This is a genomic window from Pinisolibacter sp. (assembly GCF_036782435.1).
Taxonomy (GTDB): domain Bacteria; phylum Pseudomonadota; class Alphaproteobacteria; order Rhizobiales; family Ancalomicrobiaceae; genus CALBKH01.
The window spans coordinates 15,179-37,077 of the sequence record NZ_DAIPZB010000046.1 but is presented as its reverse complement, the minus strand read 5'-3'; the positions used below and the strand labels follow the sequence as shown (position 1 = coordinate 37,077).

Below are 21,899 nucleotides of genomic sequence, written 5' to 3'. Positions count from 1 at the left end.
GTGGCAATCTCCTCAGGCGAAACGCTCATCCGTGATTTTCAAAACGGACTCTAACTTCGCCGGACCGGCGCGAGACCGGTGTGGAGGAGGACGGAATGGAACGGGCGAAACCGGCGTCGAGCGAGATCACCCCGTGGTTCGGCATCGTCGACGGCGAACGGCGCGAGGCGATCGACGGCGAGCGTCTCGACGTGGTGGCGCCCTCCGACGGCACCGTCTTCGCTTCGATCCCGCGCGGGCGGGCGGCGGATGTCGACGCTGCCGTGGCGTCGGCGCGTGCGGCCTTCGCCGCCGGCCCTTGGGCGAAGCTGTCGGCGATGGAACGCGGACGGCTGCTGACGAAGCTCGCGGGCGTGGTGACGGCGCATACGGAAGAGCTCGCCGAGCTCGAATCCCGCGATACCGGCAAGCCGATCTCACAGGGCCGCGCCGACGCGACGGCGCTCGCTCGCTATTTCGAGTTCTACGGCGGGGCGGCCGACAAGCTGATGGGCGAGACCATCCCGATCTCGACCGGCTACACCGCGATGACCCTCCGTGAACCACTCGGCGTCGTCGCCTCGATCGTGCCGTGGAACTATCCCGCCCAGATCCTCGGCCGCGTCGCCGGGGCGTCGCTGGCGGCGGGCAACACGCTGGTGGTCAAGCCGGCGGAGGATGCCTGTCTCTCGGTGATCCGGGTCGCCGAACTGGCGCTGGAAGCCGGGTTCCCGGCCGGCGTCTTCAACGTCGTCACCGGCCTCGGAGCGGAGGCGGGGGCGGCGCTCGCCGGCCACCGCGACATCGACCACGTCACCTTCACCGGCTCGCCGGAAGTGGGCACCCTCGTCCAGCAGGCGGCGGCGGTGAACCACGTCGGCTGCACCCTCGAACTCGGGGGCAAGTCGCCGCAGGTGGTCTTCGCCGACGCCGATCTCGAGGCGGCGCTGCCGGTGCTGGTCAAGGCGATCATCCAGAACGGCGGCCAGACCTGTTCGGCGGGATCGCGCATCCTGGTCGAGCGGCCGATCTTCGACGAGGTGGTGGCGCGGCTCGGCGAGCGCTTCTCGCGTCTCGTCGCGGGACCTCACGACGCCGATCTCGATCTCGGCCCGCTGGTCTCGGCCAAGCAGCGGACGCGGGTGGCGGCGCGTGTCGCGGCGGCGGAGGCGCAGGGCATTCCGGTGGTGGGGCGGGGCACGATCGCGGCCAACGCGCCGGCCGGCGGCTTCTATCAGGAGGCGGTGGTGTTCGCGCCGGTGCCGCGCGCGGCGGCGATCTGGCACGAGGAGGTGTTCGGTCCGGTGCTGTGCGTGACGCCGTTCGACGACGAGGCAGAGGCGATCGAACTCGCCAACGCCACGCCCTACGGGCTCGTCGCCGGCGTGTGGACGGCGGACGGGGCGCGGCAGATGCGCCTCGCCCGGGCGATCCGGGCGGGGCAGGTGTTCGTCAACGGCTACGGCGCCGGCGGCGGGGTGGAGCTGCCGTTCGGCGGCTTCAAGCGCTCCGGCCACGGCCGCGAGAAGGGTTTCGAGGCGCTGCTCGAATTCACCGCCACCAAGACGGTCGTGCTGACGCACGGTTGAGACGAAGAACGAAGATCACGGGAGGAGGAGGTTCCATGCGGCTCGAGGGCAAGGTTGCGATCGTCACCGGTGCGGCGTCGGGATTCGGGCGGGGGATCGCCGAGAGGTTCGCGCAAGAGGGCGCCAAGGTGGTGATCGCCGATCTCGACGGGGAAGCCGCCGAGCGGGTGGCCGAGGCCATCGGCGGCGAGGCGCTGGGCGTCAAGGTCGACGTCGCCGACGGCGACGAGGTGGCGACGCTGGTGGAAGGCACCGCGGCGCGCTTCGGCCGCATCGACATCGTCGTCAACAATGCCGGCACCACCCATCGCAACCGGCCGATGCTGGAGGTCGACGCGGCGACCTTCGACCGGATCTTCGCGGTCAACGTCAAGGCGATCTACTGGATGGCGCAGGCCGTCATCCCGGTCTTCCGCGCCCAGGGTGGCGGCGGCGTGATCATCAACACGGCGTCGACGGCGGGGCTCCGGCCGCGCCCCGGTCTCGTCTGGTACAACGCCTCGAAGGGGGCGGCGATCTCGCTGACCAAGTCGATGGCGGTCGAACTGGCACCGGAACAGATCCGCGTCAACTGCCTCTGCCCGGTCGCCGGCGACACGCCGATGCTCGGCCTGTTCATGGGCGAGGACACGCCGGAGCTGCGCGCCAAGTTCGTCGCCTCGATCCCGATGGGACGGCTGTCGCAGCCGGCCGACATGGCCAACGCGGCGCTGTGGCTCGCCTCCGACGAGGCGGCGTTCATCACCGGCGTGGCGCTCGAGGTCGACGGCGGACGGTGCATCTGACGGCGTCGCGCCGGAGTTCATTCCGGCGCGACGGTCATCCTCGTGGTACTGCGCTCGGGCCACGCCGTTCGCCGGCGGTCCGAAGGGCCGATTTCGGTTCTTAGACCGAGTTCACGAAATTCGGACTCGTCCGAATTTCGTGAGTCACGGCCCGACCGGCCGACGCCCGTTCGGGCTCGCCTTCGCCGATGATGTTTCGAAGAGGTCGAAACTTCATCGGCTCGGTATCAGAAGGTGCAGGCGGCACCGTTGCCGGGGACGAGGCGGTAGTTCATGCCGGCGAGCCACGACTTGTGGCCGGGTTCCCAGATCTGGCTGCCGGGATAACCCTTCTCGAACACGCCGGAGACGTAGATGCCGTAGACGGCCGACCGATTCTCGATGTCGTCGAGATCGAGGTTGACGAGGCCGGAGGTGGCGTAGCCGACGTAATAGGCGATGTTGGTGCAGGGCAGGCTCGGCTGGATCGCCGAGACGGCGAGGCCGGTCGCCTGATGATCGGAATGGTCGCCGGGGCTGAGAACAGGGTCGGCCTCGTGGACATCGAGCCAGACGTTGGACGAACCGGCGGCCTCCTTGCGGACCAGCGCGGTCAAGGTGGTGACGAGATCGTTCCAGCCCTTGTAGGTGGTCGAGCCGTCGACGGCCCGCATCGAGGTCGTCTCGCCGGTCTTCAGCTTCATCAGCGAGGCGTAGGAACTGATCGGGTAGCCGACGCCCTCCACCGCACCGTCCGGCAAGCGGAGGAAATAGGTGACGGTGTTCTTGTAGGTCACGCGGCGAATGGAGTGGCCGGCGAGCTTCACCGTGCCGGTGACCGGTGACGCGACGGTGGTGTCGTAGACGTCGGCCATGAAGCGGATGGCGCGCAGCGCGCCGTTCTCGCGCGCGGCGTAGTAGGGTGCGCCCGTCGGCCCCTTGCCGAGCCCGGCGTCGCCGGCCGTCACGAAGACGAAGATCGCCGTGGTGTCGTTGCGCGCCACGTCGAGATAGGGATTCATGAAGAGCACGAAGTCGTCGGGGTGGGCGGTGAAGTAGACCGCGGCCGACGGCTTCACGGCGGCGACGGCCGACGTCACCGCCGATGCGGTGGGCGACGCCAACGCCGGGGCGGCGGTGGACTTCGGCGCCGCCTCGAGGGCGCGGCGACGGGCGAGCGGCAGAATCTTGCGGCTCACCGGACGCTTGCCGCTCTTCAGGTCTTCGTAGAACTGCGCCTGTTGCGGGGTCGGGGTACGGTAGCGGCCGGCCAGCGACGGCGACGCTGTCGCCATCAGGGCGAGAATCATCATTGCGACGGCCGGAATCGTCTTCGCCTTCGTCGACATGTCGATCACTCGTTCTCGTTGGATTTCGACCATGGTCGCCGAGAACGGGGATCAATTTCAAACGAATGCGCGAATTCACCTTAACCGTGAACCCTCTCGGTCCCGGCCGTTTCCGACCGGAAAGCCGAACTTCATCGCGATTCGAGGCGTGTGGCGACGCCCGGGACGGCGGCGCCGATGGACCATGCCGTCAAGCCGAGCGCTTGACCGCGGTGATCGCCGGCATCGCTCGGCCGGCGCGCTCGGCGATCTCCCGGTCCTGGGCTTCGAGGAGGGCGCGCGCCGGCTCGTCGCCGTCCGACCCTCCCAGAATTTCCTTGGGAACGCGCCGATTGGAGCGCCGGCTGCCGTCGTCGTAGAACACATCGAAGAGGACGAACTCGCTCTTCGTGGCGGGCTTGCGAGCCATGGGCGTCGTCTCCGAGTTGTTCGGGTCGAGAAGCGCGCGTTCGGCCGGGGAACCCGTCGGGCCTCGAATGAGACCGACGGTCTACCGGTGCGCGTGTCGCGCCTTTGCGAAGTGGGCGGGTCCGCCGCGAGTCGCGGAAGCCGGGGTGCGCCGGCACCTCCGGTCTTCGCGAAGAGGGCGTCAATCCGCGGTGGGCGCGGCGAACGCCGCCGGGCGCGGACGCGCGGTGCGCTCCTTGCGCTTCGGGGCGGGGAGGAGGCCTTCGCGCTGGGCCTTCTTGCGAGCGAGCTTGCGGGAGCGGCGAACCGCCTCGGCCTTTTCGCGCGCCCGCTTCTCCGAGGGCTTCTCATAGGCGCGGCGCTGCTTCATCTCCTTGAAGACGCCTTCACGCTGCATCTTCTTCTTCAGGACGCGAAGCGCCTGCTCGACGTTGTTTTCACGAACCAAGACCTGCACGAGTTTTCCGATCTCACGAGAGGAGGGGATGCCTCGACGACACGCGACGGCATCGAGAAAGGCACGAACGATGTCCGGGTCTCCGCCGCGATGCGCCGGCGGACGACGAGGACACGAATTCGGGAAAGATCCCTTGGTGACTCCGCGTTCGACCGTCGAACGACCCTGCCACCCCCTCTGTGTAGGCCATCGGTCGCGGCGGCGCCAGTGTGTAATTCGCACCGGAGGGTCGCGGACCGGCAGCGATCGAACCCCGCATTCGGCCGATTCTTCCGGTGGACATCCCCCGCATCGCCCTTCACCAGCATATTCCCCCCTCGCGACTCACTTTACGTTCGTCCGACAGCCGCGGCGAAATCTCAGTTGTCGGGTGCGCGTCGGCGGCGCTTTTCGGCCATCACGAAAACGAGGACGACATGAGCGAGCCTTCGACGAGCTGGTTCCCATCCTGGACTGTCACCACGGCCGATCGCGTCGGACCCGACGAGCGGCTGCCCTGGCCGCAGACCTTCGTCGCCGGCTTCCAACACGTCGTCGCCATGTTCGGCTCGACGGTGCTGGCGCCGATCATCATGGGTTTCGATCCCAACGTCGCGGTGCTGATGTCGGGCATCGGCACGCTGATCTTCTTCGTCATCGTCGGCGGGCGGGTGCCGTCCTACCTCGGCTCGAGCTTCTCGTTCATCGCGGTGGTGATCGCGGCCTCGGCCTATGGCGGCTCGGGGCCCAACACCAACATCGGGCCGGCGCTCGGCGGCATCGTCGCGGCGGGCGTCGTCTACATGCTGATCGGTCTGATCGTGATCAAGACCGGTTACGAGTGGATCGAGAAGCTGATGCCGCCGGCGGTGACCGGCGCCATCGTCGCGGCGATCGGCCTCAATCTGGCGCCGATCGCGGTCAAGGGCATCTCGGCCTCGGATTTCGATCGCACCGTCGGTCTCGTCACCATCGTCGCGGTGGGCGTGGCGGCGGTCTATGCGCCGGGCACGCTGCGCCGCATCCCGGTGCTGATCGGCGGGCTCGCCGGCTATCTCTTCTACGCCGTCGGTGCGAGCGCCTTCGGCATGGCCAAGCCGATCGACTTCTCCGGCCTCTCCGCCGCGGCGTGGTTCGGCATGCCGCATTTCTCGGCGCCGACCTTCTCGCCGGGCGCAATGGCGCTGATCGCGCCGGTGGCGATCATCCTGGTCGCCGAGAACCTCGGGCACATCAAGGCGATCGGCGCCATGACCGGCCGCAATCTCGATCCCTACATGGGCCGCGCCTTCGTCGGTGACGGTATCGCCACCATCGTCTCCGGCATGTCGGGCGGCACCGGCGTGACCACCTACGCCGAGAACATGGGCGTCATGGCGGTGACCCGCATCTATTCCACCATCGTCTTCGTGGTGGCGGCGGCGATCGCCATCCTGTTCGGCTTCTCGCCGAAGTTCGGGGCGCTGATCCTGACCATCCCGGGACCGGTGATCGGCGGGTTGTCGGTCGTCATCTTCGGTCTGATCACCGCCACGGCGGGCCGGATCTGGGTGGAGAACAAGGTCGATTTCTCCGAGACCAAGAACCTGATCACCACCGCGGCGGCGGTGATCGCCGGCGCCGGCGACCTGACGCTGCATCTCGGCGGCTTCACCCTCGGCGGCATCGGTACCGCCACCTTCGGCGCCATCGCCCTCTACGCGCTGCTCGACCGCCGGCACGAGGCGAAGTGAGGGGCACGAGGATCAAACGGCGAAGGGGCGATCCCGCTCCTTCGCCGTCGGATCGGGTCAGGCCGCCGGCGGGTGGGTGATCGCTTCGAGAACCGCCCGCAGCTTCTCAGGCAGCGCCACAGGCTTGGTCGTGGCGCGGTCGACGTAGACGTGGGTGAACTCGCCGGCGGCAGCCGGGTGAGGGTCGCCGGCGCGGAAGAGGCCGACCTCGTAGCGCACGCTGGAGCGGCCGAGGTGGGCGACGCGCAGACCGGCGACGATGTCGTCGGGGAAGGCGACGGGGGCGAAATAGGCGCAGTTGGTGGCGACCACCAGGCCGATCACCTCCGACTTGGCGATGTCGAGTACGCCCCGGTCGATGAGGAAGCGGTTCACCGCCGTGTCGAACCACGAGTAGTAGACGACGTTGTTGACGTGGCCGTAGGCGTCGTTGTCCATCCAGCGGGTCTGGATCGGCAGGTGGGCCGGGTAGTCGGTGAGCGTCTCGGTCTTGCGGGTGCGGGCGGTCATCGGGCGGGTCTCAGAAGGCTTCGGTGTAGAGGGCGAGGGCGTCGGTGTGGGCGACGTCGCGCGGGTTGTTGACAAGAAGCCGCGTCACCTTCATCGCGTCGGTTGCCAGCATGCCGAGATCGCTCTCGGCGATGCCGACGTCGCGCAGGCGCTGCTCCATCGGCATCTCGGCGACGAGGTCGCGCATCGCCGCGACGAGATCGGCGCCGGTGGCGCTGCCCGGCAGGATGGCGGCGGCGAGTTCGCCGTAGAGGGCGTCGCAAGCGGGCTGGTTGAACGCCATGACGGGGCCGAGCACCAGGGCATTGGAGAGCCCGTGCGGCACGTGGAAATGGCCGCCGATCGGATAGGCCAGCGCATGGACGGCGCCGACGGGGGCGTTGGCGAAGGCCATGCCGGCGAGCATCGACCCCTGCAGCATGGCGGAACGCGCGGCGATGTCGCGGCCGTCGGCGATCACCCGGCGGATGTTGGCGTGGAGCAGCTTCATCGCCGCGATCGCCAGGGCGTCGGAGATCGGGTTCTTCTTCGACCGGGTGGTGTAGGCCTCGATGGCGTGGACCATGGCGTCGATGCCGGTCATGGCGGTGACGCGAGGCGGCAGGCCGAGGGTCAGTTCGCCGTCGAGGACGGCGACGTCGGGCAGGAGCAGGGGCGAGACGACACCCTTCTTCTCGTGGGTCGGGGTGGTGACGATCGAGATCGGGGTGACCTCCGAGCCGGTGCCGGCGGTGGTCGGCACCTGGATCAGCGGCAGGCGCGGTCCGCGGGCGAGGCCGATACCGTAGATGGCCGGCAGTTCCTGCGGCGTGCCGACGAGAAGCGCTACGAGTTTGGCGGTGTCCATCGACGAGCCGCCGCCGAGGCCGACGACGCCGTCGACGCCTGCGCGCCGGGCGAAATCGACGGCGGCGAGGACGACCTCCTCGGGCGGATCGGCGAGGACGTCGGTGAAGCGGGTGGTCGCCACGCCGGCGGCGGCGAAACTCGCCTCGACGGGGTCGAGAAGGCCGGCGGCGACGAGCCCGGCGTCGCTCACCAGCAGGGCGTGTCGGATGCCGAGCGCAGCGGCGGCGGCGCCGAGGGCACGGGCGGCGCCGGCTTCGCAGACGATCCGCGGGGTGGTCTCGAAGGTGTAGCCGTTCATGCCGTCCTCGTCGTCCGATCGCATCGGTGGGGCGGCGCCGAGGGCGCCGATTTCGGGGGCGGTCGCGGTGAACGCCCCCGTGGGAGATCGTCTTCTCCGAGGGTGCGACGCGACCGCCCGCCCCCTCGTCGACGGCGACCCGCCGTGTCGAGCGGGGAGGTTACACGGTCCTCCAATCGATTCGTAGACGGGTCGCGCGTGTCGCCCGGAGAGCGGGCGGGTGCCTCAGCGGATCACCAGGCCGGCGAGGAGGGCGACGAGCTCGCTCTGCCGGGAGACGCCGGTCTTGGAGAAGACCCGTTTCAGGACGGTGCGCGCCGTCTCCTCGGTGATGCCGAGGCGACCGGCGGCGGCCTTCGGCGCCAGTCCGTTGCCGACCAGGGTCGCCACCCGCGCCTCGGCGAGGGTCAGCCCCATCAGATCGCGCAGGATCGCCGGGTCGACCGGATCGTTGCGACCGATCCGCGAGACGAGGACGAAGACCCGCGTGGTCATCAGGAACGTGTCGGTGATCGCATCCCCTCCGGAGACCGGGAGGAAATGGAGCAGCAGCGGGTCGGTCTCGTCGCCGGTTCTCAGGATCATGGTCTTGGGACCGACGGCCGCGAGGTCTCCGCGCGCCGCCTCGAACGTCTCGACGAATTCGATGTGGGCGGCATGGTCGCGCGGTGCGAGACGGTGGTCCGCGATCGACAGGCCGTTGTCGAGGAGGGCACGGCCGGCGGCGTTGGTGGTGGTGATCCGCCCGAGCGAGTCCAGCCCGAACAGCCCGATCTTCATCGCGGCCAGGGCCGCGGCGAGACCATCCCTGGTGACCTCGGCGTCGATCAGCCGGATACTCAGGCGAAGCGATTGTTCGACATGGTGCCCGAGCCTGGAGACGAGGCGCACTTCCTCGTCGGTGAAGCGGGGCGCATCGTACCGCCGCTGCACGCTGATCACCGCGTAGATCTGCGGGTCCGGTGCGACGTCGGCGGCGGCGAACCATCCGATCCCGTGGGGGATGAGGAAGTCGGTGTAGATCGGATGGGTGCGGGTCTCCTCGTCGGTGACGATGTCGCGATCGGTGACGCCGTCGTCGGGGAAGGCATAGGCGAGTTCGGCACCGCGCAGGGCGCGGATGTCGTGTTGCCACCAATGGGTGGCGTAGTCGGCCTGGGCCTTCTCGAGGGCCGGCGACACGATGGTCCCGAAACTCCCGTCGTCGCGCCGCCACATCAGGACGGTGCCGACGTCACCGGTCACGTCGGCGATCGCCTGGAGGGCGAACGGCCATCGATCCGGATCGGTCGCCGCATCGTAGATCGCAGCGACCGCTCGATGGATCGGATCATCGTTGCGCACCCCACCCTCCGCGTCTCGTCTCGGTGGCCGGATCATGAAGCCTGTGGTTGAGTGCAGCATGTGGAAAATTACGAGATGCGGATTGAGACGTATCCCAAATGGGGGATGCGACGACGGTGGGTGGGAGGGATGATCATCGTGCTTCGATCACCCGCCCGCCGTTCGGCGGATGCGACATGTTTTCGGTGATCGCAGGCTTCATTCCTGCCTGTTTCACGGCCGGGGATGGCGATGCCGTCCCCGGCTCTTTTTTCCTTCGCGCGGTTCGACCTCCCGGCGCGGCGAACGGGGTGCGGTTCACCGAGGGGACGGTCGGAGGAAGTGCGGGCGGGGAGCGGCGGCGCGCGCGGGGGGAGCGCCGTCGTCCGGCGACCCTTTCCATCGCTGCGCCGTCTCGTTACAAATCGGGACCGAAAAGAACAGCGGAGGTGACGACGATGGGTCCGATGAATCGTAGGACGGTGCTCGCAGGGTTCGCGGCCGGATCGGTCGCATTGCTGATCGCTTCGAGTGCGGCGGCGGCGGACAAGGTTTCGGTCGGCGTGCTGCGATTCGTATCGTCGGGTGGGCTCTACCTCGGGGTCGAGCGCGGCTATTTCGCGGCCGAAGGGCTCGAACTGGAGCTGAAGTTCTTCCAGGCGGCGCAGCCGATCGCCGTGGCGATCGCCTCGGGCGACGCCGATTTCGGCCTCACCGGCATCACCGCCGGCTCGCTCAACCTCGCCGGCAAGGGCGGCCTCGAGATCGTCGCCTCGCAGGGCGCCGAGAAGAAGGGCTTCGCCGGCAATCAGCTGATCGCCTCCAACGACGCCTTCGCCAAGGGTCTCGACAAGCCGGAGAAGGTCGCCGGTGCCTCCGTCGCGATCACCCAGGTCGGCTCGACCTTCCACTACCAGCTCGGCCAGATCGCCGAAGCCAAGGGGTTCGATCTCGCCAAGATCACCATGAAGCCGGTGCAGTCGCTACCCAACATGATCGCCGCGGTGAAGACCAACCAGGTCGACGCGACGATCCTGCCGAGCCACATCGCCGGGCCGATGATCGCGCGCGGCGAGGCGAAGCTGGTCTCGCCGATGTCGGACATCGCCGACTACCAGTACGGGGCGCTGTTCGCCTCGCCGAAGCTGGTCGCCGAGAAGCGCGACGTGGTCGCCCGCTTCGTCCGCGCCTACAAGAAGGGGCTCGCCGACTACGGCGCGGCGCTGCTGCGCTCCGACGCGTCCGGCGACCGGGTCGCCGACGACAAGGCCAAGGAAGCCGCGGCGCAGATCGCCAAATACGTCTATCCCTCCGATCCGGCGGATCAGGGGGCGGCCAAGGTGATCGCTTCGGCGCCCTATTGCGATCCGACCGGCAAGCTCGACCTCGCCGGTATCGAGAAGCAGATCGCCTGGTACAAGTCGGAGAAGCTGGTGGACGAGAACGTCGACGCCAAGGCCTTCGTCGATCTCGGCTTCGCCGAGTGACGTCGACGGCCGAGGGTGCGCCCCCGGCCTCATGACCCTCTGCGACCTCCCGTTCCACCAACGGGAGGTCGTGCGTTCGGGACCATCGGTACCGACACGGGGCCGATGGCGCAGAGACGGTCCGCGATGCGGAACCGGACGAGGCAGCGATGGAACTGATCGTCGAGAACATCCGTCAATCCTACGGATCGCTGAACGTGCTCGACGACGTCAGCCTCGAGATCGCCAGCGGCGAGATCGTCGTGGTGCTCGGGCCGTCGGGCTGCGGGAAGTCGACGCTGCTGCGGCTTCTCGGCGGGCTCGAACGGCCGTGCGTGGGCCGTGTACTCATGTCGGGTGAGCCGCCGGCGGGCTCGTTCAATCCGCTGACCTACGTCTTCCAGGATTTCGCCCTGGTGCCGTGGCGGACGGTCGCCGACAACGTCGGGCTGCCGCTCGAGCATCTCGGTCTGGCGCGCGACGAGCGTGAGGCGCGGGTGGCGGCGGCGCTCGCCCGCGTCGACCTCGCCGATTTCGCGACGGCCTATCCCAAGCAGCTCTCCGGCGGCATGAAGCAGCGCACGGCGATCGCCCGGGCGCTGGTGGTCGAGCCGGCGATCTTCCTGATGGACGAGCCGCTCTCCGCCCTCGACGCGCAGACGCGCGAGTTGTTGATGGCCGATCTCAAGCGGCTGTGGATCGAGACGCGGTTCACCGCCGTCTACGTCACCCACAATCTCGCGGAAGCCGTGCAGCTCGGGCACCGGGTCGTCGTGCTGTCGCGTCGGCCGGGGCGGATCCGCGACATCGTGACGATCGCGCCGCCTCTCGACGAACGGCACGACGGCCACCCGGAGGTGATCGCGGCGAGTGCGCGCATCTGGGCGTCGATCCGCGAGGAGGCTGCGATCGCCGATCGGGAGTTGATCGATGTCGCCTGAACCGCGCCTTCGCGAAGTGCCGTTCCGCGGTGGCGGGTTCGCACCGGGCAGCCGGCGGATCGCCGCGCCGCTCACCTTCGCCGCTCTGGTCCTCCTGTGGTGGGTGGCGACGGCGCGCGGCTGGATCTCGCCGTTGGCGTTGCCGCGTCCCGGCGAGGTCGCCACCGCCTTCGTCGACATGGTGGCGAGCGGCGAGATCTGGCGTCATCTCGGCGCGTCGATCCGGCGGCTGGCGGTCGGGTGGGTGCTCGGGGCGAGCGCCGGCATCGCCGTCGGCTTCGCCATCGGTCTGTCGACCCTGGCGCGCTCGACGGCCCTGCCGCTGGTATCGGCGTTGTTCCCGATCCCGAAGATCGCGCTCCTGCCGTTGTTCATCGTCTGGTTCGGCATCGGCGAGGCGTCGAAATACGCCACCATCGCCTTCGGCGTCTTCTCGCCGATGGCGATCGCCGCCTTCGGCGGCGTCGACGGGGTCGATCGCTCGCTGATCCGCATGGCGCAGAGTTTCGGTGTCCCGACCGGCGACATCGTCCGCAAGATCGTGCTGCCGGGTGCCATGCCGGCGTTGCTCTCGGGCGTGCGCATCTCCGCCTCGATCGGCATCATTCTCCTGACCGCCGCCGAGATGATCGGCGCCGAGCACGGCGTCGGCGCGCTGGTGCTTTCCGCCGGCAATCTGATGCAGACCGATCGGCTGATCGCCGGCGTGCTGATCCTCGCCGGCTTCGGGTTGGTCGTCGCCTCCCTCATCGGCGTCGCCGAACGCCGCCTGCTGCGCTGGCGGTGACGCCATGAGCGAAACCGAGCGCTTCGACGTGATCGTGGTCGGTGGCGGCAGTGCCGGGGTGGCCGCTGCGGTCGGGGCGGCGCGGACCGGGGCGCGGACCCTGCTCGTCGAGGCCTACGGCTTTCTCGGTGGCGCGGCGACGCGTTCCTCGGTGCTCGCCTGGTGCGGCTTCTTCCCGCAACGGCCGGGGTCGGGCGGCGGAAGGCCGCCGGCGCGGCTGGTCGGCGGGGTCGGGGCGATGGCGCTCGCCGAACTCGAGGCGATGGGCGTCGACGTCGCGCCCTATCACTCGGCGACCGGCAACTGGAACATCCGTCTCGACCCCGAAGCGACCAAGGTGGCGCTCGATCGACTGGCGGAGGGGCCGGGGCTCGAGCTCCTCTTGCACACGTCGGTCGTCGACGTGACGACGCGCGGACGGCGGATCGAGGCGCTGCGGCTCGCCGATCCGCGGGGCCTGCGTGAGGTCACGGCGCGGGCCTTCGTCGACTGCTCCGGTGAAGCGGTGCTCGCTTTCGCCGCCGGTGCCTCGCCCTGTCCGCTGCATGCCCCCTCCGGGCCGATCCAGCCGGCCTCCTTTCCGGTCCGCCTCGGCGGTGTGGCGCCGCGGCCGGCCTTCGATCGGGCGGCGCGGACGGCGGCGATGGCGACGATCGACCGGCGGCTCGGCGTGGCGGAACTTCGAGCCGACGGCGGCTTCGTGTCGATCCTGCCGGGCACCGACGACATCTGGTGGCTCGCCGTCGAGGTCGAGACCAACGGGCTCGACGGGGCGGATCTGACGCGGGCCGAATGCGACGGCCGTGCCGCGGTCCGGCGCGGGGTCGAGGCGCTCCGGCGCGTCGCGCCGGGGTTCGAGAGGGCGACGATCGTCGCCACCGGGCCGGCGATCGGCATCCGCGAGAGCCGTCATGCGGCGACGCGCGAACCGTTACGCGAAACCGCGCTCGCGGCGGGCATGCGGCGCGCCGACGAGGTGGCGCTCGGCGGGTGGCCGATGGAGATCCACGGCGGTCCGGGCAAGGTCGAATACCGGCAGATCGGCGCGGACGGCGCCTACGGCATCCCGCTCGGGGCGTTGCGCTCGGCCGATTTCGACGATCTGTGGTTCGGCGGGCGGACGGTCGGGGCGGATCCGGCCGCCTATGCCTCGGCGCGGGTGATGGGCACCGCCTTCGCCACCGGCCACGCGAGCGGCGTCGCCGCCGCCCTCAGCGACGACGTCACCGCGGTCCGGGCGGAACTCGCGCGGCAGGGGGCGGTGTTTTGAGCCGCCGTGGTGTCACTTCACCTTGTCGCCGACGTTGACGAAGGGTAGCGCCGCGCCGGGGATCATCTGGGCCGGCAGGACGCCGTTCCAGCGTTCGACGGCGGCGAGATCGACGAGGCCGGGGTTCTCCTTCAACGCCGTGCCGCGGGCGCGGATGGCGGCGGCTTCCGCCTCGCCCTTGACCTTGATCGCTTCGGCGTCGGCCAGCGCCCGCTGACGCACCGCGTCGGCGTTGGCGCGGGCGACCGTCACGGTGATCTCGGCCTGGACCTTCTCGCGCTCGGCGTTCTGGCGCAGCTTCTGCACCTCGACCTCGGCCAGCATGCGCTGTTCGATCGACTTTTCGTAGACGTCGGAGAAGTCGATGTTCTCGATCTGCAGAGCGACGATGCGCACCGGTCCCTGGACGGCGTGCTGCAGGGCGGCGGCGGCCTCGGCCGAGAGCCGGCCGCGCTCCTGGATGGCGGTGACGGCGGTGAACTGGCCGAAGACGATCTTGAATTCGGAATGGACGCGCGGCGCGATCAGGCGATCGACCATCTGATGCTCGTCGCCGAATTCGGTGACCACCTCGGCGACCACCGAGGGCGGGATCTCGTAGTTGACGGAGATGCGGACGTCGGCCGGCTGCTGGTCCTTGGAGTAGCTCTCCACCTTCTCGAAGCGCATGACGTGGGTCTGCACCGAGACCGGTTGGACGCGGTCGACGTAGGGGATCTTGAAGTGGAGGCCGGGCTCGGAGACGCGAACGATCGAGCCGAGGCGGATCAGCACACCGCGTTCGCCCGGCGCCACGGTGTAGAAGCCGCCGAAGAACAGGCCGACGCCGAAGAGGATGGCGACCGCGACGACGAGGGTTTTCAAAAACCGCATGAACCTGCCTCCGGACGGGGGTTGGAGGGCGGTCGGCGAGGGAAGCGCATCGCGGGACGAGGGGGCCATCGGCGATCTCCGGCGCTCACGATCATCGTCTCGGCGTGGCCGGCGGCGCGGCGGGCGGCGCGGCGACGCTCCGGATCGTGCCGGCGAGCCGCGGCGGATCCGTCGTTCCTCGAAGATGGGGCCGCGCGCGCCGTCCGGCAATCGCGAAGATCACGGAGGGTCGTCTCGTCGGCCGAATGTACTCCCGTTCTCCGCCGCCGGCTCACAACCGATCGCGCAGGGCGAACCAGCTCATGGCGAGGATCAGGGTCGGGGTGCGGAAGAGAGGGCCGCCGGGGAAGCGCGGTGCGGGGATGGCGCTCATGACGTCGAAGCGCGCCGTGTCGCCGTCGATCGCTTCGGCGAGGAGCTTGCCGGCGAAGCTGGCGATGGCGACGCCGTGGCCGGAATAGCCGGCGGCGGTGTAGAGGCCGGGGCGCAGGCGGCGGAAGAACGGCATGCGATTCATGGTCACCGCCAGGGTGCCGCCCCAGGCGAAGTCGATCGGGACGTCGGCGAGGCCGGGATAGATCTTCGCCATGTGAGAGCGGACGAAGCCGGCGACGTCCTTCGGGTCGCTGCGGCCGTAGGTCTCGCCGCCGCCGAAGATCAGCCGGCCGTCGGCGGAGAGGCGCCAGTAGTGGACGACGAAGCGGCTGTCGGCGACCGCCTCGCGACCGGGGATCAGGCGTTCGGCGAGATCACCCAGCGGTGCGGTCGCCGCCACGTAGTTGCGGATCGGCATGACGCGGGAATCGATCTCGCGGTCGAGCCCGTCGAGATAGCCGTTGGCGGCGACGACGACGTCGGGCGCCGTCACCGCGCCGGTCATGGTAGCGACCCGGGTGGCGCCGCCGCGCGGCGGCGAGATCTCGGTGACGCGCGAGGCCTCGTGGATGCGGACGCCGGCCTCTTCCGCGGCGCGGGCGAGGCCGAGGGCGTAGTTGAGCGGGTGGAGATGGCCGGCGGTGCCGTCGCGCCAGCCGCCGTGATAGACGTCGGTGCCGATGGCGGCGGAGAGTTGCGCCGCGTCGAGGAGCGAGGTGCCGGGATAGCCGTAGCGTGAGACGAGGTGCTCGACCTCGGCCTCGGCGTCCGAGAGCCAGGCCTTCTTGTGGACGGCGTGGATGAGGCCGTCGCGCCAGTCGCAGTCGATGGCGTGGGTGGCGATCAGCTCCTTGACGGTGCGCTTGGCCTCTTCGGCGAGGTCGAAGAGAACGCGGGCGCGCGCTTCGCCGTACCACTTCTCCAGCGTCTCCTGGTCGCGGCGCTGGCCGGAATGGAGCTGGCCGCCGTTGCGGCCGGAAGCGCCCCAGCCGACGCGGTTGGCCTCGAGCACCACGACCGAGCGACCCTTCTTCGCCAGATGCAGCGCGGTCGAGAGCCCGGTATAGCCGGCGCCGATGACGCAGACGTCGGCGGAGGTGTCGCCGGTGAGTGCCGGCCGCGGCGGCGCGGGATGTGCGGTCGCGGCGTAATAGGAGGGCGCGTGGGGGAGAGCGGTCGGGTGCATGGGGCGCGATCCCTTCGGTTGCGGCGGCGAAACGGCGCCGCTCGGGCGCGGCGCCCTCGTCTCCGGTGTCCATTCGGGAGCCACGGCGGCGCGGGGAGCGTCGCCGTGATGGGTGGATGCCGCGAGTGGCATCGCCTCGATGCAGGCGTCGGGCGAAGGTCGTCAGCCCTTCACCAGGCCCTCCTTCTTCAACACCATCCAGGTGTCGTTCAGGGTCTTCTCGGCGAGGCGGACGAGTTCGTCGGCCTCGAGGTGGGTGAGGGTCAGCGGCGGCGACAGGATCAGGCTGTCGCGGACGGCGCGCATGACGAGGCCGTTGCCGAAGGAGATGTCGCGGGCGATGGTGCCGACCTTGCCGACGTCGGCGAACTTCTCGGTGCGCGACGGCTTCGACGGCACCAGTTCGAGGGCGCCGACCATGCCCTTCATACGCGCCTCGCCGACGAGCGGATGGTCGCCGAGGCGCAGCCAGCGCTCCTTCAGATAGGGGCCGATGTCGTCGCGGACGCGGGCGACGAGGCCCTCGCGCTCGATGATGGCGAGGTTCGCCAGTGCCGCGGCGGCGCAGGTCGGGTGGCCGGAATAGGTGAAGCCGTGGTTGAACTCGGCGCCTTCGGCGGTGATCACCGCAGCGACGCGGTCGGAGACCAGTACGCCGCCCATCGGCAGGTAGCCGGAGGTCAGCCCCTTGGCGATCGGCATGAGATCGGCCTCGACGCCGTAGGTCTGGGAGCCGAACCACTCGCCGGTGCGGCCGAAGCCGCAGATGACTTCGTCGACGACGAGGAGGATGCCGCGCTCGGAGCAGATGCGACGGATCTCCGGCCAATAGGTCTCCGGCGGGATGATGACGCCGCCCGCCCCCTGGATCGGTTCGGCGACGAAGGCGGCGACGTTGTCTTCACCGAGCCGATCGATCTCGCGCTCCAGCTCGCACGCGGCCCAGACGCCGAATTCGTCGGGGCTCATGTCACCGCCTTCGCCGAACCAGTAGGGCTGGGCGATGTGGGTGACGCCGGGGATCGGCAGATCGCCTTGGGCGTGCATCGGCGTCATGCCGCCGAACGAGGCGCCGACGATGGTCGAGCCGTGATAGGCGTTGCGGCGGGAGATGAAGATCTTCTTCTCGGGCTTGCCCCGCAGCGCCCAGTACCAGCGCGCCATGCGGAAGACGGTGTCGTTGGCCTCGGAGCCCGAGCCGCAGAAGAACACCTTGTTCACGTGCGCCGGCGCGATCTGGGCGAGCTTGTCGGCGAGGCGGATGGCCGGGGCGTTCGAGGTCTTGAAGAAGGAGTTGTAGTAGGCGAGCTCCAGCATCTGCTCGTGGACGGCGTCGGCGATCTCGCGACGGCCGTGGCCGACGTTGGTGCACCACAGCCCGGCCATGCCGTCGAGATAGCGCTTGCCGTCCGAGTCGGTCAGCCAGACGCCGTCGCCGCGCACCATGACGCGACTTCCTTCCGCCGCGAGCGCGTGGAAGTCGGTGAAGGGGTGTAGGTAGTGGTCGGCGTCGAGGGCGCGCAGTTCGGCGGTCGGGTAGAGGTTGGAGGGGCGCATCGTGGGGTCGGTCTCCCGGGCTCGTCGGTTCGCCCGTTCGGGCGCAAGAACTCGTTCGCCGGATCGGTCGACCCGGCGGTGGGTTCGGTCTGCTTTCGGCCGTCATCCCCGGCCGGAGCACCCGGAGGGTGCGGAGGGGAGGGGGATCCAGGCGGTGTCGCGGGTTCCGGTCGGCGCCGCCTGGATCCCCTTCCCTCGGTCGCTGACGCTCCCTCGCCGGGGATGACGGCGGAGAGCGGGTTCGGGGTCTCGTTCCTCTCGGGCGTTCGTGGCCGTCGGCCTCACACGTTCAAGAGCAGGAACTCGCGCTCCCAGGGCGAGATCACCCGCATGAAGGTTTCGAATTCGGCCCTCTTGATCGCCCGGTAGGTGGCGGAGAAGGAGGGGCCGAAGATCTCGCCGAGTTCTTCCGATTCCTCGAACAGGGCGACCGCTTCGAGCAGGCCGCGCGGCAGGCCGAAGTCGAGGTCGTAGGCCGAGCCTTCGACCGGGTTGCCCGGGTTGATGCCCTGGGTCATGCCGATGTAACCGCAGGCCAGCGACGCGGCCATGGCGAGATAGGGGTTGGCGTCGGAGGACGGCACCCGGTTCTCGACGCGGCGGGCGGCGGGCGAGGAATTGGGTATGCGCAAGCCCACGGTGCGGTTGTCGTAGCCCCAATGGACGTTGACCGGCGCCGCCGACATGCGCATCAGCCGGCGGTAGGAGTTCACGTATGGGGCGAGGATGCACATCACATTGGGCAGGAACTTCTGCTGCCCGCCGATGAAGTGGAAGAACTCGGGCGTCGGTCCGCCGTCGCCGTTGGAGAAGATGTTCTCGCCGGTCTCGAGGTCGACCACCGACTGGTGGATGTGCATGGCCGAACCCGGCTCGCCGGCGATCGGCTTGGCCATGAAGGTGGCGTACATGTCGTGGCGCACCGCGGCCTCGCGGATGGTGCGCTTGAACAGGAACACCTGATCGGCCAGCGCCAGGGGATCGCCGTGGCGGAGGTTGATCTCCATCTGCGCGACGCCCTCTTCGTGGATGAGGGTGTCGATCTCCAGCCCCTGGGTCTCGGAGAAGTCGTAGATGTCGTCGAAGAGATCGTCGAACTCGTTGACCGCGGCGATCGAGTAGGACTGGCGACCGCTCTCCGGGCGTCCCGAACGGCCGACCGGCGGCTTCAGCGGATAGTCGGGGTCCTGGTTGCGTTCGACCAGATAGAACTCGAGCTCGGGCGCGACGATCGGCTTCCAGCCCTTCTTCTCGTAGAGGGCGACGATGCGGCGCAAGAGCTGGCGCGGCGCGATCTCCACCGGCCGGCCGTCCTGATGATAGGCGTCGTGGATGATCTGGGCGGTCGGGTCCGAGGCCCAGGGGACGACGGCGAGGGTCGAATAGTCGGGCACCAGCTTGATGTCGCTGTCGGCGGCATCGATCTGGAACTCGTCGTCCTCGGTCGGGTAGTCGCCGGTGATCGTCTGGGTGAAGATCGAGCCGGGAATCGACATGATCGGCGCATCGACGAACTTGGCCACCGGCATCATCTTGCCGCGCGCCACCCCCGACATGTCGGGAACGATGCACTCGATGTCCTCGAGGCCGCGATCGTCGAGCCAGTCGGCGGCGGCCGCCGCATCGGCGACGCCACGCAGATCGGCCGGCGAACCGGAACTCTTCTTCTTCTTGGCCATTGGCCACCTCGCATGAAATGTGATCACATTCTGCTGGAGCCGGTGACGTCCGTCAACCGGGGGCGTGACGGCGCGCGGTCGGCTCAGGCGCGGCGGCGGTCGACCTCCTCGTCGCCGACGGGGCCGGCCGCGAGCACCGTGGAGGCGATCAGTTCCATGCCCTCGAGGATGTCGGCGCGGATCGCGGCGGCGAGCGCTTCGGCGTCGCGGGCGATGATGGCGTCGAGCGCGACGACGTGGTGGTCGACCAGCGCGGCGGTGCCGAGCCGGCCGTAGACCGAGCGCATGAAGGGGCCGAACTGCAGCCACAGGCTCTCGATCAGCGGCACCAGCACCCGCGACGGATTGGCGGCGTAGATCTCGAAATGGAAACGGTGATTGCCGGCCATGTAGGCTTCGACATCGCCGCGTTCGAGCGCGACGTCGATGGAATCGTCGATGTCGCGCAGCCGGTCGAGCCGCTCGCGATCGATGTGGGGCAGGGCGCGGACGGCCGCTTCCGGCTCCAGGAGAGTGCGGGCGCGGATCAGTTCGTCGTAACGCTCGCCGTCCATCGCCGGCACCCAGACGCGACGGTTGGCGCCGACCACCAGACCGCCTTCGGCCGAGACGCGGCGGATCGCTTCGCGCACCGGCATGGGCGAGACGCCGAGCTGTTGGGCGAGGCCGCGCAGCGTCACGGCGCGGCCGGGGACGATACGTCCCGTCACCAGGGCGTGACGGAGCTGACGGTAGACTCGGTCGTGGAGTGGTCCGTCGACGGCGGTCTCGTCGTCGGGTGGACCCACGCCACCGAGAGGGGGAGGTTGATCGATGCCGCGTTTCATCGTTCACTCCTTCGGACCCACCCGGTCGCCACGCCACGGTGACATGCGGTCCGGTGCGCGGGTCGGGCGGACGGCCGGCGGCGCGCGATTGACAGCTTCGGATCAATGTGATCACAATTTCGCCGACTTGCAACTCGGCAACTCGGCCAATGGTGCCGTGGTGGTCGCCGGCGGGTGGGCGCCCGTCGCGGACGGTGTGCCGGGACGGCTCGACGTGGTGGAGTGACGATCGTGAGCGATGGTTCCGAGGCGGTTCAGGAGACGCAGGCGTCGAGCGAGCTCGAGCGCTTCCTCGCCGCCCACCCGGACATCGAGGCGGTCGAATATCTCATCACCGATTCGAACGGCGTGCTGCGCGGCAAGTGGGCGCCGGTGGAGAGCCTGAAGAAGGCCTTCTCCGACGGCATCAATTTCCCCGTCTCGATGTACGGCCTCGACGTCTGGGGGCGCGAGGTGATGGAGACCGGTCTGCACGTGGAGACCGGCGATCGCGACGGTTTCTGCCGGGCGGTGCCGGGCAGCTTGCGGATCGTGCCGTGGGCCGAGCGGCCGACGGCGCAGGTGATCCTGACGATGCACACCGAGCGCGGCGAACCCTTCGACGGCGATCCGCGGGTGTGCCTCGCCAAGGTCGTCGACCGCATGAAGGCGGCCGGGCTGACGCCGTGCTGCGCCATCGAGCTCGAGTTCTACCTGCTCGACCCGAAGGCGCCGCCGATGCCCAACGGCATGCCGTCGCCGGTCTATCGCGCCACTTCCGGGCCGAGCCCGCAGAACATGTACGCGCTCGAGGATCTCGCCGAATACCGTGCGGTGTTCGCCGACATCTGGGACTACGGCAAGAAGCAGGGGCTGCCGGTCGACACGATGGTGTCGGAGGCCGCGCCCGGCCAGTTCGAGGTCAATCTCAAGCACCGCGCCGACGCCATGGCGGCGGCCGACGACGGGGTGATGCTGCGCCGTCTGGTCACCGAGGTGGCGCGCAAGCACGGGCTCAAGGCCTCGTTCATGGCCAAGCCGTTCATCGACGTCGCCGGCAACGGGCTGCACGTCCACGTGTCGCTGCTCGACGGCAAGGGACGCAACATCTTCTCCGATCCGACCTCGGGCGAGACCAGGCTGAAGCACTGTATCGGCGGTCTCATCGACACGATGAACGCTGCGACGCTGCTGTTCGTGCCGACCTGGAACGGCTATCGGCGCATGCAGCCGGGGTCCTACGCCCCGACCACGGCGTCGTGGGGCTACAACAATCGCTCGGTCGGGGTGCGCGTGCCGGCGAGCCCGGCGGAGGCGCGACGGCTCGAACACCGCATCGCCGGTGCCGACGCCAATCCCTACTTGGTGCTCGCCGCCATTCTGGCGGGCATGATGGAGGGGCTCGAACGCGAGATCGCGCCGCCGGCGCCGATCATCCGCAATGCCTACGAGGAGCCGGCGCAGCGCCTGCCCGACGCGATGGACGACGCGGTCAGGCTGTTCGAGCGATCCGAATTCATCCGACGAGCCATGGGCGTCGAATACCGCAGCCTCTTCGCCCATCTGAAAAAGGCGGAAGTCGCGGCGTTCGAGGCCGAGATCACGCCGCTCGAACGCATGACCTATCTCTAGAGGGAGCGCCGGTTCGCCGGCGCTTTCTCTTTGAGCGCGGGTGCCCGCGCTTCGGGCTGACGGGAAGTGGAATTCGGAGTTAGTTTCGG

General features: G+C 69.2%; 20 protein-coding genes. 9 read left to right on the top strand and 11 right to left on the bottom strand.

Features of this window, described 5'->3' with window-relative positions; all coding sequences use genetic code 11:
* The first annotated feature begins 95 nt into the window (after positions 1–95).
* Together V7Q42_RS17375 and V7Q42_RS17370 are read left to right on the top strand one after the other, a co-directional pair.
* On the top strand, positions 96–1,568 hold the full coding sequence (locus tag V7Q42_RS17375; RefSeq protein ID WP_333825373.1) for an aldehyde dehydrogenase family protein: 1,473 nt from the start codon (positions 96–98) through the stop codon (positions 1,566–1,568).
* Positions 1,569–1,603: 35 nt separating this feature from the next.
* Positions 1,604–2,353 (top strand): SDR family oxidoreductase, encoded by a 750-nt coding sequence (locus tag V7Q42_RS17370; protein ID WP_333825372.1) that lies wholly within the window; start codon positions 1,604–1,606, stop codon positions 2,351–2,353.
* 227 nt (positions 2,354–2,580) lie between these two features.
* Here the strand turns inward: V7Q42_RS17370 and V7Q42_RS17365 are convergent, their stop codons facing one another.
* The 3 genes from V7Q42_RS17365 to rpsU all read right to left on the bottom strand — a co-directional run bounded on the left by V7Q42_RS17365 (position 2,581) and on the right by rpsU (position 4,546).
* Entirely contained in the window at positions 2,581–3,681 is a 1,101-nt protein-coding gene (locus tag V7Q42_RS17365; protein ID WP_333825371.1) for a PIG-L family deacetylase, read from the bottom strand.
* Positions 3,682–3,871: 190 nt separating this feature from the next.
* The gene (locus V7Q42_RS17360) at positions 3,872–4,090 is read right to left on the bottom strand and encodes a hypothetical protein (RefSeq protein ID WP_333825370.1); all 219 of its coding nucleotides are present in this window, start codon (positions 4,088–4,090) and stop codon (positions 3,872–3,874) included.
* A gap of 180 nt (positions 4,091–4,270) precedes the next feature.
* Positions 4,271–4,546 carry a 30S ribosomal protein S21 gene (gene rpsU / locus V7Q42_RS17355; protein ID WP_333825369.1) on the bottom strand — a complete coding sequence of 92 codons (276 nt, stop codon included), beginning with the start codon at positions 4,544–4,546 and terminating at the stop codon, positions 4,271–4,273.
* Positions 4,547–4,962: 416 nt separating this feature from the next.
* Between rpsU and V7Q42_RS17350 the strand changes: the two genes are divergently transcribed.
* Entirely contained in the window at positions 4,963–6,258 is a 1,296-nt protein-coding gene (locus V7Q42_RS17350; RefSeq protein WP_333825368.1) for a solute carrier family 23 protein, read from the top strand.
* Positions 6,259–6,315: 57 nt separating this feature from the next.
* Here V7Q42_RS17350 and V7Q42_RS17345 read toward each other — a convergent pair whose 3' ends face one another.
* From V7Q42_RS17345 to V7Q42_RS17335, 3 genes are all read right to left on the bottom strand, one after another.
* Entirely contained in the window at positions 6,316–6,768 is a 453-nt protein-coding gene (locus V7Q42_RS17345) for an acyl-CoA thioesterase (RefSeq protein ID WP_333825367.1), read from the bottom strand.
* 10 nt (positions 6,769–6,778) lie between these two features.
* Entirely contained in the window at positions 6,779–7,915 is a 1,137-nt protein-coding gene (locus tag V7Q42_RS17340) for an iron-containing alcohol dehydrogenase (protein WP_333825366.1), read from the bottom strand.
* Between the two features lie 225 nt (positions 7,916–8,140).
* Positions 8,141–9,259, bottom strand: a complete 1,119-nt coding sequence (locus V7Q42_RS17335) for a helix-turn-helix transcriptional regulator (protein WP_333825365.1) — start codon at positions 9,257–9,259, stop codon at positions 8,141–8,143.
* Positions 9,260–9,705: 446 nt separating this feature from the next.
* On the opposite strand from V7Q42_RS17335, the gene V7Q42_RS17330 reads away from it, so the two are divergent.
* The 4 genes from V7Q42_RS17330 to V7Q42_RS17315 all read left to right on the top strand — a co-directional run bounded on the left by V7Q42_RS17330 (position 9,706) and on the right by V7Q42_RS17315 (position 13,702).
* Entirely contained in the window at positions 9,706–10,725 is a 1,020-nt protein-coding gene (locus tag V7Q42_RS17330) for an ABC transporter substrate-binding protein (protein ID WP_333825364.1), read from the top strand.
* 149 nt (positions 10,726–10,874) lie between these two features.
* Entirely contained in the window at positions 10,875–11,645 is a 771-nt protein-coding gene (locus V7Q42_RS17325; protein ID WP_333825363.1) for an ABC transporter ATP-binding protein, read from the top strand.
* On the top strand, positions 11,635–12,432 hold the full coding sequence (locus V7Q42_RS17320) for an ABC transporter permease (protein WP_333825362.1): 798 nt from the start codon (positions 11,635–11,637) through the stop codon (positions 12,430–12,432). The genes V7Q42_RS17325 and V7Q42_RS17320 overlap by 11 nt, the downstream gene beginning before the upstream one ends.
* Before the next feature lie 4 nt (positions 12,433–12,436).
* On the top strand, positions 12,437–13,702 hold the full coding sequence (locus tag V7Q42_RS17315; RefSeq protein ID WP_333825361.1) for an FAD-dependent oxidoreductase: 1,266 nt from the start codon (positions 12,437–12,439) through the stop codon (positions 13,700–13,702).
* 12 nt (positions 13,703–13,714) lie between these two features.
* Here V7Q42_RS17315 and V7Q42_RS17310 read toward each other — a convergent pair whose 3' ends face one another.
* From V7Q42_RS17310 to V7Q42_RS17290, 5 genes are all read right to left on the bottom strand, one after another.
* The gene (locus tag V7Q42_RS17310; RefSeq protein WP_333825360.1) at positions 13,715–14,575 is read right to left on the bottom strand and encodes a prohibitin family protein; all 861 of its coding nucleotides are present in this window, start codon (positions 14,573–14,575) and stop codon (positions 13,715–13,717) included.
* A gap of 271 nt (positions 14,576–14,846) precedes the next feature.
* Positions 14,847–16,136 carry an NAD(P)/FAD-dependent oxidoreductase gene (locus tag V7Q42_RS17305; RefSeq protein WP_333825359.1) on the bottom strand — a complete coding sequence of 430 codons (1,290 nt, stop codon included), beginning with the start codon at positions 16,134–16,136 and terminating at the stop codon, positions 14,847–14,849.
* A 162-nt stretch (positions 16,137–16,298) separates the two neighbouring features.
* Positions 16,299–17,693: an aspartate aminotransferase family protein gene (locus V7Q42_RS17300; protein ID WP_333825358.1), complete on the bottom strand. Its 1,395-nt coding sequence runs from the start codon at positions 17,691–17,693 to the stop codon at positions 16,299–16,301.
* A gap of 281 nt (positions 17,694–17,974) precedes the next feature.
* Positions 17,975–19,372 (bottom strand): glutamine synthetase family protein, encoded by a 1,398-nt coding sequence (locus V7Q42_RS17295; protein WP_333825357.1) that lies wholly within the window; start codon positions 19,370–19,372, stop codon positions 17,975–17,977.
* A gap of 83 nt (positions 19,373–19,455) precedes the next feature.
* Positions 19,456–20,199: a GntR family transcriptional regulator gene (locus V7Q42_RS17290; RefSeq protein WP_333825356.1), complete on the bottom strand. Its 744-nt coding sequence runs from the start codon at positions 20,197–20,199 to the stop codon at positions 19,456–19,458.
* Between V7Q42_RS17290 and V7Q42_RS17285 the strand changes: the two genes are divergently transcribed.
* Both V7Q42_RS17285 and V7Q42_RS17280 read left to right on the top strand, forming a co-directional pair.
* The gene (locus V7Q42_RS17285; RefSeq protein ID WP_333825355.1) at positions 20,186–20,425 is read left to right on the top strand and encodes a hypothetical protein; all 240 of its coding nucleotides are present in this window, start codon (positions 20,186–20,188) and stop codon (positions 20,423–20,425) included. The two genes, V7Q42_RS17290 and V7Q42_RS17285, sit on opposite strands and share 14 nt — an antisense overlap.
* A gap of 5 nt (positions 20,426–20,430) precedes the next feature.
* Positions 20,431–21,810 carry a glutamine synthetase family protein gene (locus V7Q42_RS17280; protein ID WP_333825354.1) on the top strand — a complete coding sequence of 460 codons (1,380 nt, stop codon included), beginning with the start codon at positions 20,431–20,433 and terminating at the stop codon, positions 21,808–21,810.
* Positions 21,811–21,899 lie beyond the last annotated feature (89 nt).

What these genes read in the sequence shown, in the direction of transcription:
- V7Q42_RS17300 (WP_333825358.1), bottom strand. Translation starts at nt 17,693, where the DNA reads ATGCGCCCCTCCAACCTCTACCCGACCGCCGAACTGCGCGCCCTCGAC.
- V7Q42_RS17350 (WP_333825368.1), top strand. Translation starts at nt 4,963, where the DNA reads ATGAGCGAGCCTTCGACGAGCTGGTTCCCATCCTGGACTGTCACCACG.
- V7Q42_RS17345 (WP_333825367.1), bottom strand. Translation starts at nt 6,768, where the DNA reads ATGACCGCCCGCACCCGCAAGACCGAGACGCTCACCGACTACCCGGCC.
- V7Q42_RS17295 (WP_333825357.1), bottom strand. Translation starts at nt 19,372, where the DNA reads ATGGCCAAGAAGAAGAAGAGTTCCGGTTCGCCGGCCGATCTGCGTGGC.
- V7Q42_RS17370 (WP_333825372.1), top strand. Translation starts at nt 1,604, where the DNA reads ATGCGGCTCGAGGGCAAGGTTGCGATCGTCACCGGTGCGGCGTCGGGA.
- V7Q42_RS17365 (WP_333825371.1), bottom strand. Translation starts at nt 3,681, where the DNA reads ATGTCGACGAAGGCGAAGACGATTCCGGCCGTCGCAATGATGATTCTC.
- V7Q42_RS17320 (WP_333825362.1), top strand. Translation starts at nt 11,635, where the DNA reads ATGTCGCCTGAACCGCGCCTTCGCGAAGTGCCGTTCCGCGGTGGCGGG.
- V7Q42_RS17330 (WP_333825364.1), top strand. Translation starts at nt 9,706, where the DNA reads ATGAATCGTAGGACGGTGCTCGCAGGGTTCGCGGCCGGATCGGTCGCA.
- V7Q42_RS17305 (WP_333825359.1), bottom strand. Translation starts at nt 16,136, where the DNA reads ATGCACCCGACCGCTCTCCCCCACGCGCCCTCCTATTACGCCGCGACC.
- V7Q42_RS17340 (WP_333825366.1), bottom strand. Translation starts at nt 7,915, where the DNA reads ATGAACGGCTACACCTTCGAGACCACCCCGCGGATCGTCTGCGAAGCC.
- V7Q42_RS17325 (WP_333825363.1), top strand. Translation starts at nt 10,875, where the DNA reads ATGGAACTGATCGTCGAGAACATCCGTCAATCCTACGGATCGCTGAAC.
- V7Q42_RS17290 (WP_333825356.1), bottom strand. Translation starts at nt 20,199, where the DNA reads ATGAAACGCGGCATCGATCAACCTCCCCCTCTCGGTGGCGTGGGTCCA.
- V7Q42_RS17285 (WP_333825355.1), top strand. Translation starts at nt 20,186, where the DNA reads ATGCCGCGTTTCATCGTTCACTCCTTCGGACCCACCCGGTCGCCACGC.
- V7Q42_RS17315 (WP_333825361.1), top strand. Translation starts at nt 12,437, where the DNA reads ATGAGCGAAACCGAGCGCTTCGACGTGATCGTGGTCGGTGGCGGCAGT.
- V7Q42_RS17360 (WP_333825370.1), bottom strand. Translation starts at nt 4,090, where the DNA reads ATGGCTCGCAAGCCCGCCACGAAGAGCGAGTTCGTCCTCTTCGATGTG.
- V7Q42_RS17310 (WP_333825360.1), bottom strand. Translation starts at nt 14,575, where the DNA reads ATGCGGTTTTTGAAAACCCTCGTCGTCGCGGTCGCCATCCTCTTCGGC.
- V7Q42_RS17375 (WP_333825373.1), top strand. Translation starts at nt 96, where the DNA reads ATGGAACGGGCGAAACCGGCGTCGAGCGAGATCACCCCGTGGTTCGGC.